This is a genomic window from Bradyrhizobium sp. HKCCYLRH3097, from assembly GCF_051167875.1.
In the GTDB taxonomy this organism is placed as follows: domain Bacteria; phylum Pseudomonadota; class Alphaproteobacteria; order Rhizobiales; family Xanthobacteraceae; genus Bradyrhizobium.
The window spans coordinates 133,096-145,622 of the sequence record NZ_JBNPTX010000011.1 but is presented as its reverse complement, the minus strand read 5'-3'; the positions used below and the strand labels follow the sequence as shown (position 1 = coordinate 145,622).

The 12,527-nt window shown below is 66.3% G+C and carries 10 protein-coding genes; 7 read left to right on the top strand and 3 right to left on the bottom strand.

The window, feature by feature from the left end; genetic code table 11:
- Positions 1–7: 7 nt before the first annotated feature.
- Positions 8–1,264, bottom strand: a complete 1,257-nt coding sequence (locus tag ACQR0U_RS24525) for a GTP cyclohydrolase II (RefSeq protein WP_315827063.1) — start codon at positions 1,262–1,264, stop codon at positions 8–10.
- Between the two features lie 256 nt (positions 1,265–1,520).
- Between ACQR0U_RS24525 and ACQR0U_RS24520 the strand changes: the two genes are divergently transcribed.
- Both ACQR0U_RS24520 and ACQR0U_RS24515 read left to right on the top strand, forming a co-directional pair.
- Positions 1,521–2,750: an amidohydrolase family protein gene (locus tag ACQR0U_RS24520; RefSeq protein WP_434842883.1), complete on the top strand. Its 1,230-nt coding sequence runs from the start codon at positions 1,521–1,523 to the stop codon at positions 2,748–2,750.
- 143 nt (positions 2,751–2,893) lie between these two features.
- A complete protein-coding gene (locus ACQR0U_RS24515; RefSeq protein WP_434842884.1) occupies positions 2,894–3,820 on the top strand; it encodes an N-carbamoyl-D-amino-acid hydrolase in 927 nt (308 codons plus the stop codon).
- Positions 3,821–4,063: 243 nt separating this feature from the next.
- On the opposite strand, the gene ACQR0U_RS24510 is transcribed toward ACQR0U_RS24515, so the two are convergent.
- Positions 4,064–4,723 (bottom strand): aspartate/glutamate racemase family protein, encoded by a 660-nt coding sequence (locus tag ACQR0U_RS24510; protein ID WP_316193118.1) that lies wholly within the window; start codon positions 4,721–4,723, stop codon positions 4,064–4,066.
- Positions 4,724–4,851: 128 nt separating this feature from the next.
- On the opposite strand from ACQR0U_RS24510, the gene hydA reads away from it, so the two are divergent.
- From hydA to ACQR0U_RS24495, 3 genes are all read left to right on the top strand, one after another.
- On the top strand, positions 4,852–6,321 hold the full coding sequence (hydA, locus tag ACQR0U_RS24505) for a dihydropyrimidinase (protein WP_434842885.1): 1,470 nt from the start codon (positions 4,852–4,854) through the stop codon (positions 6,319–6,321).
- 195 nt (positions 6,322–6,516) lie between these two features.
- The gene (locus tag ACQR0U_RS24500; protein ID WP_434842886.1) at positions 6,517–7,488 is read left to right on the top strand and encodes an NAD-dependent epimerase/dehydratase family protein; all 972 of its coding nucleotides are present in this window, start codon (positions 6,517–6,519) and stop codon (positions 7,486–7,488) included.
- Between the two features lies 1 nt (position 7,489).
- Complete coding sequence (locus tag ACQR0U_RS24495) at positions 7,490–8,251, top strand: SDR family oxidoreductase (protein WP_434842887.1); 762 nt, start codon at positions 7,490–7,492, stop codon at positions 8,249–8,251.
- 1 nt (position 8,252) lies between these two features.
- Here ACQR0U_RS24495 and ACQR0U_RS24490 read toward each other — a convergent pair whose 3' ends face one another.
- On the bottom strand, positions 8,253–9,149 hold the full coding sequence (locus ACQR0U_RS24490) for a LysR substrate-binding domain-containing protein (protein WP_316167649.1): 897 nt from the start codon (positions 9,147–9,149) through the stop codon (positions 8,253–8,255).
- Between the two features lie 210 nt (positions 9,150–9,359).
- Between ACQR0U_RS24490 and ACQR0U_RS24485 the strand changes: the two genes are divergently transcribed.
- Together ACQR0U_RS24485 and ACQR0U_RS24480 are read left to right on the top strand one after the other, a co-directional pair.
- Positions 9,360–10,775, top strand: coding sequence for an NAD(P)-binding domain-containing protein (locus tag ACQR0U_RS24485; protein WP_434842888.1), 1,416 nt, complete (start codon positions 9,360–9,362; stop codon positions 10,773–10,775).
- Between the two features lie 128 nt (positions 10,776–10,903).
- Positions 10,904–12,523, top strand: a complete 1,620-nt coding sequence (locus ACQR0U_RS24480; protein WP_434842889.1) for an ABC transporter substrate-binding protein — start codon at positions 10,904–10,906, stop codon at positions 12,521–12,523.
- Positions 12,524–12,527: the final 4 nt, after the last annotated feature.

Here is a 12,527-nt window from a genome sequence, read left to right as displayed (position 1 = left end):
CGCTGCGCTAGTACTTTTCGAGCGGTCGGCCGACGGTGTCGCCGAGCGCCTCGGGCTTCTGCGGCTCCAGCGAGAAATAGCCGGCGGCCTTCTTGGCCGCGATCTCGACATGGGCATCCGCCGGGATCAGCTCGTCGGGGATCGGCACGCGCTCGACGATGTCGACACCCTGGCCCACCAGCGCGTCATGCTTCATGTCGCTCATCGAGATGAAGCGGTCGATGCGTTTGACGCCGAGCCAGTGGATGACGTCGGGCATCAACTGCTGGAAGCGCGCATCCTGCACGCCGGCGACGCATTCGGTGCGCTCGAAATAGGCCGCCGCGGCGTCGCCGTCCTCCTGGCGCTTGCGCGCATTGTAGACCAGGAACTTCGTCACTTCGCCGAGCGCGCGGCCTTCCTTGCGGTTGTAGACGATGATGCCGAGGCCGCCGTTCTGCCCGGCCGCGACGCATTCTTCGATACCGTGGATCAGATACGGGCGACAGGTGCAGATGTCGGAGCCGAACACGTCGGAGCCGTTGCACTCGTCATGCACGCGACATGTGATCTTCGTCCGGCTGTCATTGAGCTTGTCGACGTCGCCGAACAGATAGACCGTGGTGCCGCCGATCGGCGGCAGGAATACCTGCAGGTCGGGCCGGGTCACCAGCTCCGGATACATGCCGCCGGTCTGCTCGAACAGGCCGCGGCGTAGACTGGTCTCGCTGGTGCCGAAGCGCGCGGCCACGCCGGGCAGGTACCACACCGGGTCGATCGCGATCTTCACCACGGAGACGCTGCCATTGGCATGCACGACGTCGCCGTCATGAACGAGGCGCTTGGCCGCGAGCGCCGCATGCAACTCAGGAAGCTCGATCCGCGCCTTGGTCACGGCGATCGTCGGCCGGATATCGATTCCTTCCGCGATCTCGCCGCCGAAATTCTCGGCCACCAGATGACCCCAGGGATCGAGCGCGACGATCTTCGCCGGATCTCGCCACTGCGCGAACGGGCCGATCGTGGCGGCGGGATGGGTGTTGGTGAGATCGGGGCGGCGGATCGGATCGAGCGCACCGGATGATACCGCGAGCGCGCGGTAGACCGTGTAGGAACCGCCATGGCTGCCGATCACGTTGCGGTCCTGCGGACGTGATACCGTGCCGATCACGGGTCCGCGCTCGCGTGCGCTTTCGGCGCCCCAGTGGAGCGGGAAATTATGCTTGGCGCCTGGCACCGGGTGCGAGGTCAGGCGGATGTGATCCGTACGGTTGGAGCGAGTCATCGGACAGCCACCCCCAAAACGGCAACGGCCCGCCTTGACGACGGGCCTGAGCAGAACGCGTTCACGTTTTCCATGCACCAATATAGCAGTTTTTCCCCGCCAAACAAGTGGTCCCGGGTGGCCGGTTATTTGTAAACGAATGGTTTCGGATCCCGGTCGGCGGTCCCGCGGCGTCAGGCCCTGGCATGGCGCTTGCCTTTTGCAGGCGACGCCGCCAGCTTGGCGCGCATCTGGAATTCTCGACGGCAACGGCGGCATGGACCTGATCATTCGCAATGCGGTGCTGGCGCAGCACAGTGAGCTGCGCCGGGCCGATATCGGGATTTCCGACGGCACCATCGTGGCGATCGCGCCGTCATTGCAGGCCGACGGCGAACAGCGCGATGCCGAGAACTGCCTCGTCGTGCCCGGCTTCATCGAGACGCACATCCATCTCGACAAGACCTGCATCCTCGACCGCTGCACGATCAGGGAAGGGACTGTGGCAGAGGCGGTGCGCGAGACTGCGGCCGCCAAGCGCAACTTCACGGCCGACGATGTCTATGACAGGGCGAAGCGGACCGTTGAACGCTGCGTCAGCCACGGCACGATGCGGATGCGCACCCATGTCGAGCTCGATCCCGGCATCGGTTTCATCGGCTTCGAGGCGATCCAGCAGCTCGCGCGCGACTATGCCTGGGCGCTCGACCTCGAGATCTGCGTGTTTCCGCAGGAAGGGCTCACCAACTATCCGGGCACCGAGGAGCTCTTGATCGAGGGCCTGCGCCGCGGCGCACGCACCATCGGCGCCGCCCCGTATTTCGACACCGACCCGCCGGCGCAGATCGACCGCATCTTCGCGATCGCGCGTGACCACGACGTCGACATCGACATGCATCTCGATCTTGCCGAGACGCTCGATCACATGCAGATCGAATATGTCTGCCGCAAGACGGAGGAATACAGCTGGGGCGGACGCGTCGCGGTCGGCCATGTCACGCAGCTGTCGCTGCTGCCGCCGGAGCGTTTCGACGCGATCGCAGCGCAGCTCGCCAATGCCGGCGTCGCAGTCACCGTGCTGCCCTCGACCGACCTGCATCTGATGGGGCGCCGGCACGATCATGCGATCCCGCGCGGCGTGGTCCCGCTGGAGCCGCTGCGCGCGCGAGGGGTGACCTGCTCGCTCTCGACCAACAACGTGCTGAACCCGTTCACGCCCTATGGCGACGGCTCGCTGATCCGGATGGCGAACCTCTACGCCAACGTCTGCCACGTCTCGCGGCCGGATCATCTTGCGGGGTGTCTCGACATGGTCACGCACGACGCGGCGCGGCTGATGCGGCTCGATGACTACGGCATCGAGGTCGGCGCGCCGGCCGATCTCGTCTGCATCGATGCGGCGACGCCGACCGAGGCCGTGGCGACCCTGGCGCAGCCGCTCTGGGGCCTCAAGCGCGGCCGGCCGTCGTTCTCGCGGATGCGGCCGGTGCTGTACCGGCCGGGGTGAAACGATGAGGGGTGTTGCATGACGCTGTCGCCACATTCGTCATTGCGGGAAGCGAAGCGACGAAGCAATCCAGAGTCCTCGTGTAGCCCTGGATTGCTTCGCTTCGCTCGCAATGACGTCGGAGTCCGGATAGGAGTTCTGCAATGCGCGTGATCAACGTCGCCGCCGCCCAGATGGGACCGATTCAGCGCGCTGACAGCCACGAGGCGGTCGTCGCGCGCATGATCGCACTGATGGACGAGGCCAAGCGCAAGGACGCCGACCTGATCGTCTATCCGGAGCTGGCGCTGACCACGTTTTTTCCACGCTGGTACATGGAGGATCAGGCCGAAGTCGACAGCTGGTTCGAGCGCGAGATGCCCAATGCGGCCGTGCAGCCGCTGTTCGATCGCGCCGCGCTGCATCAGATGGCCATGTATCTCGGCTATGCCGAGCTGACACCGGACGGGCACCACTACAACACGGCAGTTCTCACCGACCGCGCCGGCAACATCGTCGGCAAGTATCGCAAGGTGCATCTGCCCGGCCACGAGGAGTTCGAGCCGGAGCGCAGCCACCAGCATCTGGAGAAGCGCTATTTTGAGCCGGGCGATCTCGGCTTTCCCGTCTGGCGCAGTCTCGATGGCATTATCGGCATGGCGATCTGCAACGATCGCCGTTGGCCGGAGACCTATCGCGTCATGGGGCTGCAGGACGTCGAGCTGGTGCTGATTGGCTATAACACGCCGTCGGTGAACTCATTGAAATCGGCCGAGGGACTGCAGCAGCGCCTGTTCCACAACCGGCTCTCCGCGCAGGCCGGCGCCTATCACAACTCGTGTTGGGTCGTCGCGGTCGCGAAGGCCGGCGTCGAGGACGGTCATCACCTGATCGGCGGCAGCCTGATCGTCAATCCCGACGGCGAGATCGTCGCGGAGGCGGTGACGGAAGGCGACGAGGTGCTGGTCGCACCCTGCGATCTCGATGCGACGAGGTTCGGCAAGCAGACGATCTTCGATTTCGCAAGGCATCGGCGGATCGAGCATTACGGGCTGATCACCAGCCGCACGGGCGCAGTGCCGCCGGAGTGAACAACGAGTTTTTGGCTACCGGAGCTAAGCAGATCGCAGTTGTTGTGCTCGACTCCAGCAACGACAACGGTGTCGTCCCGGCCGGGACCCATACCGCGGAAGCCACCGAGGAACGTGACTGTTAGTTGCCTGCCTCACCGCAGCCGGTGGCTATAGGTCCCGGCTCAAGGCCCGGACGACAGCCGTGTGTGAGGCGACCAGTCGGGCAGATCAGCGAATGCCGAGCGCAAGGCTCAGCGCCACTCACCCGGCGAACGCCACCGCGCCCAGCGCCATGGTCACCGCGGCCTGTGTCGGATCGATCACCGGAATTCCCAGCGCGTCCTCCAGGTTCTTGCGATGCCGTGCCATGCCGGCGCAGCCCATGACGATGGCACCGGCGCCGTCCTCCTCCTTCAGCGCGCGGCCGACCGCAATCATCTTCGCCAAAGTGCCTTCACCTGACGCCGTCTCCGCCACGGTCATGTCCAGCGGGCGCTCCGCGGCCAACCGATCCATCAAGCCCATCTGGCGGAGATAGCGGATGTGGCGGCGGATCGAGCGCTGCGCGATGGCGAGCACGCCGAACGTATCGGCGCGGGTCAGCGCGGTGAGCACGCCGCATTCGGCGATGCCGAGCACCGGCCGTGCCGTGGCCTCGCGGCAGACATGCAGGCCAGGGTCGCTGTAGCAGGCGATCACGAACGCGCTGGATGCGTTGTCGCCCTCGACGAAACGCCGCAGCGGCAGGGTGACGCTGTCGGCATCCTTCTGGCTCTCGATGCCGTAGGGACCTTCCTTCAAGGTCTCGCAGACGATCTCCGGCCCGTCGGCGAACATCAGCGGCTTGAGCGCCGCCGCCAAGCCGTCGGTGACCACCTGGTTGGAGTTCGGATTGATCACGGTGATGCGCGGGCGGGACATGGGAGCTACCTGCTTCTTCAGTGTTGACGGCGCGTGACAGGCAACCACTATGCCACGGCTGACGCAATGGGGCCGATGCGGTCACCTCGCGTCCACGGCGTTCCATCTGGCAGAACTAGGAGATCGCGATGACCGAGCCGGCCTATGACCTGATCATCCGAGGCGGGCGCGTCGCCACCACCACCGATACGTTCGAGGCTGATGTCGCCATCACAGGCGAGACCATCGCGGCGATCGGCCGCGGGCTCGGAACGGCGAAGCGCGAGATCGACGCGCGCGGCAAATATGTGCTGCCCGGCGGCGTCGACAGCCATTGCCATATCGAGCAGCTCTCGGCGGCAGGGATCGTCAATGCCGACACCTTCGAGAGCGCCACCACGTCGGCCGCCTTCGGTGGCACCACGTCCGTGATCTCCTTCGCGGCCCAGCATGTCGGCATGCAGTTGCCCCAGGTGGTCGAGGACTATCACGCGCTGGCGCGCAAGGGTGCCGTGATCGACTACGCGTTCCACATGATCGTCGCCGATCCGACCAGGGAGACGCTGGAGCGCGACCTGCCGGCGCTGATCCGTCAGGGCCACGGCTCGATCAAGATCTTCATGACCTACGACCGGCTCAAGATCGACGACGAGCCGCTGCTCGACATTCTCGTCGCCGCGCGCGAGGGCGGCGCCATGCTGTGCGCGCACGCCGAGAACCATGGCATCATCTCCTGGATGGTGAAGCGGCTGCTGTCGCGCGGCTACACCGCGCCGAAATACCACGCCATCAGCCACGCGCGCTTCTCCGAGGCCGAGGCGTTCAACCGCCTGATCGGCATGGCCGCCCTCGTCGATCAGCCGATCATGATCTTCCACGTCTCGACCGCGGAAGGCGCCAAGGTGATCCGCGATGCGCGCGGGCAGGGGCTGAAGGTGTTCGCGGAGACCTGTCCGCAATACCTGTTCATGACGGCCGAGGATCTCGACAAGCCCGGCATCGAGGGCGCGAAGTGGATGTGCAGCCCGCCGCCGCGCCGCGCGCCCGACCAGGAGGCGCTGTGGCAGGCGCTGTCGCTCGGCGATCTGCAGACGATCTCCTCCGATCACGCGCCGTATCGCTTCGACGAGACCGGCAAGCTGCGCGCCGGCCCCAACCCCAACTTCAAGCAGATTGCCAACGGCCTGCCGGGCCTGGAGCTGCGGCTGCCGCTGCTGTTCGATGCGATGGTGTCGAAGGGCCGGCTCGGCCTCAACAAGTTCGTCGAGCTCACGGCGACGGCGCCGGCCAAGATCTACAATCTGCATCCGAGGAAGGGCGCGATCGCGATCGGCGCCGATGCCGACATCGCGCTGTGGGATCCGGACAAGCACGTCACGATCAGCGGTGCCGCCATGCACGACCTCGCCGGCTACACGCCGTTTGCGGGGCGCAGCGTGCGGGGCTGGCCGATGACCGTGCTGTCGCGCGGCCGCGTCATCATTGACAACGGCAGACTGTCGGCCGCGCCCGGCTCCGGCCAGTTCTTCGCCCGCAGCGGCGGCGAGGCTGCGAAGCCGACGGGGCGCCTGGTCGCGGATATGGACCCGGAGCAGAATTTTGGGGCGAAGCTGCTCTAGACGCGAAGAGCTGTTGGAGTAGCTGATCATGTTGACGCGGTCGCTCCGCTCTCCGCCGTCATGCCCGGGCTCGACCCGGGCATCCACGTGCTTCCCGGGATGCCGCCGGACGTGGATGGCCGGGGCGCCAGGCCATGACGTGGGGAGAGAGCTGAATGCCCTTCGTCGATCGCTGTCCAGGCGAGGACCTCCTTGATGCATGTCCTGATCTTCGGCGGCGCCGGCTTCGTCGGGCTCAACATCGCGCAAGGGCTGCTCGAGCGCGGCCATGCCGCGACGATCTTTGACGCAGCGGCTCTGCCGAACGCGGCGGAGCGCGCCTTTGCGCCGTATTGCGAGCGTCTGCACCTCGTGCAGGGCGACGTCACCGATGCGAGCGCTGTTGCGGCCGCGATCGCCAGCGGCTGCGATGCCGTTGTCATGAGCGCCGCGATCACCGCCGGTCCGGAGCGTGACGCATCCGACCCCGAGCGCATCCTCGCGGTCAATCTGCTGGCGCAGGTGCCGATCCTGCAGGCGGCGCGGCGCAGCGGCATCCGCCGCGTCATCAACCTGTCCTCGGCGGCGTCCTACGGCGCCAGCGGTCAGCGCTTTGCCGTGCTGGAGGAGAGCACGCCGTGCGAGCCGGTGTCGCTCTATGCGATCAGCAAGTTCGCCTCTGAGCGCGTCGCGGCGCGGCTGTCGGACCTGTGGCAAACCGACGTGATCAGCGTGCGTCTGTCGGCCGTGTTCGGCCCGTTCGAGCGCGGCGGCGGCGTGCGCGACACGCCATCGCCGCAGGCGCTGATCGCGGCCTGTTGCGCGCGCAATGCGCCGGCGCTGCTGAACGAGCCGGGCGACAAGGACTGGGTCTATGCGGTCGACGTCGCCGACGCCGTCTGCCGGTTGCTGGAAGCCGAGAGGCCGCAGCACACGCTCTACAACATCTCCGGCGCAGCCACGTTTACAGCCGAGGCCTGGGGCCGCGCCTTCGCGCAAGGCCGCCCCGGCTTCGTCTGCCGGCTCGCGGAACAGGGCGAGGCGCCGACGGTGCCGGTGTTCGCGCCGAACCGCGGCCGGCTGTCGACGACGCGACTGGCCGAGGAGTTCGGCTGGCGCGCGCGCTTCGACTGCGCGGCATCGGCCGAGCATTTCGGCCGCTGGTTCGATCAGTACGGGAGAGACTGAGATGAGGCTCAAGGCGAAGGTCGCGGTCATCACCGGCGGCGGCTCCGGCATCGGCCGCGCCAGCGCCGTCATGTTCGCGCGCGAGGGCGCTTATGTTGCGCTGGTCGACCGCGACGCGGCAGGCGCGGAGGAAACCCTGTTGCTCCTGGCCAAGGCCGGAGGCCAGGGCCGCGTGTATGTCGGCGATGTCGGTGATGCGGATTTTGCAAAGGCGACGGTCGAGAGCGTGGCAGCCGCGCGCGGCCGGCTGGATGTGCTGATGACCGCTGCCGGCTTCTCCTGCGGCGGCACCGTGGTCACGACCGATCCCATGGATTGGGACGCGGTGTTCCGCGCCAATGTCGGAGGCACCTGGCTGTGGGCCAAGGTCGCGGTGCCGCTCATGCAGGCGCAGAAGGCGGGGTCGATCATCACCGTGGCATCGCAGCTTGCGGTCGCCGGCGGCAAAGGCAATAGCGCCTATATCGCCGCCAAGGGCGCGATCATCAGCCTGACCCGCACCATGGCGGTCGACTTCGCTACCGACGGCATCCGCGTCAACGCGCTGGCGCCGGGTGCGATCGACACGCCGCTGCTGCGCCGGAGCTTTGCGCGCCACGTCGATCCGGAGCCGGTGCGCGAGGCCTCGCGCCAGCGCCACGCGATGAAGCGCTTTGGCGCGGCCGACGAGGTCGCGGCCGCCGCGCTGTTCCTGGCCAGCGACGAGGCGTCGTTCACGACCGGCATCGTGCTGCCGGTGGATGGCGGCTGGCTCGCGGCGTAGCTCAACGCCTGGCCGTGCCGGACTTCCGATCGCGCCCGCGCAAAATGTCCGCAAGCGCGGCCGCGTTGCGAGACAGCGGCTCGAAGCGAGGCGTCAGGAGATACGCGCGCATCGGAATCTTCGGTGCGAGTGGCCGTGCCGCGAGGTCGGGCCAGGCGCGGCCGCGCAGCACGAATTGGTCGACCACGGCAAGGCCCGCGCCGGCGCGGGCCATGGCGCAGGCGTCGGGCGTGTAGCGCACGATCGTGGTCGGCTCCGGGCCGCCGGCCAGGGCCGACGTGACGATGTGACCATAAGGCGTCTGCGGGCCGAAGCCGACCAGCGGATAGGGCAGCATGTCCTTCGGCCTGATGCTGCGCAGCCTCGTCAGGGCATGGTCGGCCGGCATGATCACGTGCAGCGCGCCCTCCGCGATCGTCTCGACCGCGACTGTCGGCTCGTCGACCGGCAGCACAGTGATGCCGAGATCGGCGCGGGCTGTGCCGACGCGGCTGACGATCTCCAGCAGGGTCAACGATTCGAACTCGACGCGCAGATCTGGAAAGCGGCCGCGCAGCCGCGCCAGCGCCTCCGGCACCATGCTGTGGGCCGCGCTCGGGCTCGCCACCACGCGGATGGTGCCCGTGCCGCCGGCGCGCAGCTCGTCGGCGAGGTCGTTGATGCGCGCGACGCCGCGATGGACGTGCTCGACCTCCGCGAACAACCGCTTGGCCTCCGGCGTCGGCTGCACCCGGCCGCTGATGCGCTCGAACAGCTTGAGCTTGAGGCCATCCTCGGTATAGGCCAGCAGCCGGCTGATCGCGGGCTGCGACACCGAGAGCAGCCGCGCAGCGCCGCTGATCGAGCCCGTCATCATAATCGCGCGGAACACCTCGATCTGGCGCAGATTGAGCGGCATGCGACCTCTTGTCTCGCTGTGGATGGCTGTTGACTCTAGCCGCCGCTGCCGTCCCATAACAAGCTGTTATGGGCGGCGGACAAATCGGTATGGTCGGTGCCGGACCTGCTTTGCTAAGCTTCGCGTGCCGGGTGACATGACTGATGGAGAGAGCGTGAGCGACAGCGAGCGTTTCGATCGCGATTGCGCGTGTCAATTCCGGTGCCCGGCATGAGCGATGGCCTCGCCGCGCTGACGGCCCAGGTCCGTGGCGATCTTGCCAGGATCGCCCATCCCAGCATGCCATGGCTGACGCCCGTCGTCGGTCCCGATGGCCGGCCTGCGCGCGATGTGCTGATCGTCGGCGGCGGCCAATCGGGTCTTGCCACCGCCTTCGCGCTGCTGCGCTCGCGCGTCAGCAACATTCTCGTGCTCGACAAAGCCGAGGCAGGCCGCGAAGGACCGTGGCTCAGCTATGCGCGCATGCCGACCCTGCGCAGCCCGAAGGACTTCACCGGACCCGATCTCGACGTCCCCTGTCTGACCTATCAGGCGTGGCACGAGGCGAAGTTTGGCGGCGAGAGCTGGCGCAATCTTGACCTGATCCCGCGCGAATATTGGGCAGACTATCTCGCCTGGTATCGCGAGGTGCTCGACCTTCCCGTACGCAACGGCTGCGAAGTCGTCGATATCGCACCGGCCGCTGACGGACTGCTGCAGGCGACAGTGCGCAGCAAGGATGGTGAGACGACGATCTATGCCCGCAAGATCGTGCTGGCGACCGGGCAGGAGGGGATGGGCGATTGGAGCATTCCGGAGCCGCTGCGCCATTTGCCCGCAACGCGCTGCGCCCATTCCGGCGCCGAGATCGATTTCGACAGCTTGCGCGGCCGCCGCGTCGCCGTGATCGGGGCCGGTGCCTCGGCGTTCGACAATGCGGCGGCTGCGCTCGAAGCCGGTGCGAACAGCGTCGATCTGCTATGCCGCCGCACGGAAATCCAACTGATCCAACCCTATCGCTGGCTGACGTTCCGTGGTTTCCTGCGGCATTTCTCCGAACTCGACGACGTCTGGCGCTGGCGTTTCATGCGCGCGGTCCTCGAGTTGCGCGAGGGCTTTCCGCAGCACACCTATGATCGCTGCGCCCGTCATGCTGCGTTCCACCTGCATGAGGGCGCGCCTGTGCTGATCGCGTGCGAAACGTCAGAGGGAGTCGTGCTGCGGACACCGCAAGGCGAAGTCACAGTCGATTTCGTGGTCAGCGCGACGGGCATCTCGATGGACTTCGCAAAGCGTCCGGAGCTGCAGCGCTTTGCCGCCAACATCGCGCGTTGGTGCGATCGCTACACGCCCGATGCCGGCGAGCGCAACGACCGGCTCGGCGCCTTTCCCTATCTCACCGACGACTATGCGCTGTGCGAGCGTGTGGCTGGCCGGACGCCGTGGATCCGCGACGTCCATGTGTTTGCCATTGCCTCGACGATGAGCTTCGGCGCGTCGGGATCTTCCATCAATGCAATGACCACGGCGGTGCCGAAGCTCGTGCATGGGCTGACGCGCGGGCTGTTCAAGGCCGACATCGACAAGCATTGGGCCAACTTCCAGGCCTACGATGTGAAGCAGGCCGAGGTGCGCCGTGGCACGTGATTTGCTGCTGAACTCCCATCTGATGCGCTCCCATCTGATGCACTCCCATCTGATGCGCTTGCGTCGCCGGTGACCGCTGGCAGGCTATTTCAGTCCCGGATTTTGAGACCAATGAGGGAACAAGGGCGATGAGTTTCGAGATGTCCAAACGTTCGTTGTTCGCTGCGACCGCCTTGCTCGCGGTGATGCTGGCTGCGCCATCGGCGCATGCGCAGAGCCGCGCCGAGACTCTGCGCTATGTCACCGGTGCCACCGTCAACACGCTCGATCCGAACATTCCGGGCTCGACGCGCGAGGCCTTCGCGCTGTCGATGTCGAGCTACGACCGGCTGGTGTCGTTCGGTCGCAAGCAGCTCAATGGTAAGTGGGTGTTCGATCTCGACACGATCACCGGCGAGCTCGCTGAATCCTATCAGGTCAGCTCTGACGGTTTGAAGATCACCTTCAAGCTGCGCCCCGACGCCAAGTTCCAGGACGGCTCGCCGGTGACGGCCGAGGACGTCAAATGGTCGCTCGACCGCTGCGTCACCGCGCCAATCCTCGGCAAGGCGCAACTGCTGACGGGCTCGCTGACGTCGGCCGATCAGTTCAAGGTCATTGATCCCCTGACGTTCGAAGTGACCTTGCCGAAGCCGGACAAGCTGGCGCTGCCGAATCTCGCGACCGTCTATCCGATCATCATCAACTCCAAGCTCGCCAAGGCGCATGCGACGGCCGAAGACCCATGGGCGCTGAACTGGACCAAGGAGAACGCGGCCGGCAGCGGCGCCTACATCGTCGAGACCTTCAAGCCCGGCGAGCAGGTGATCGCCAAGCGCAACGAGGCCTGGAATCGCGGCACGCCGGACAAGCCGGCGGCGTTCAAGCGCCTGATCATCCAGTCGGTGCCTGAACCGGCGACGCGCGCCAACCTCGTGGAGCGCGGCGACGCCGACCTCGTCATCGACCTGCAGGCGAGCGACGTGCAGTCGCTCGAAGGCAAGGGCAAGCTGAAGGTGATCTCGACGCCGCAATACAACGCGGTGACCTTCATCTCGATGAACAACGCCATCCCGCCGTTCGACAACGTCAATGTGCGCCGCGCCATCGCTTACGCGTTGCCCTATGACGACATGTTCAAGGCGGCCTTGTTCGGCCGCGGCGCGCCGCTCTACGGCGCGACGTGGGCCGACGGCAAGCCGCCGAGCGGCGGCTATCCGATCCCGCAGCCGATCAAGCTCGATCTGGAGAAGGCCAAGGCCTATCTGAAGGACGCCGGCATGGCGGACGGCTTCTCCACCACCTTCAGCTTCAATGTCGGCCAGGCGGCGACCGCCGAGCCGATGGCCGCGCTGGTCAAGGAATCGCTCGCCAAGATCGGCATCAAGGTGGACATCCAGAAGCTGCCGGATGCGCAGATGTCGACCGCGATCAACGAGAAGAAGCTGCCGTTCTTCACCGAAGGCATCGTCGCCTGGCTGCCCTCGTCCGACTATTTCTATCGCAACTTCTACACGGGCAAGCAGCGCTGGAATTATTCCTCGACTGACAATGCCGAGCTGGAGAAGATCGCGCAGGAGGCGCGCTTTGAGGCCGACAAGGCGAAATATGAGGAGCAGGGCAAGGCGCTCAACGCCATCCATTTCGACCAGATGTTCCAGATCCCGATCTGGCAGGCGGCGCAGGACGCGGTGATGCAGCCCACGGTGGACGGCTACGTCTACCAGTTCACGCGGCAGGTCGACTATCGTAACCTGAGTCGCAAGTAACGGG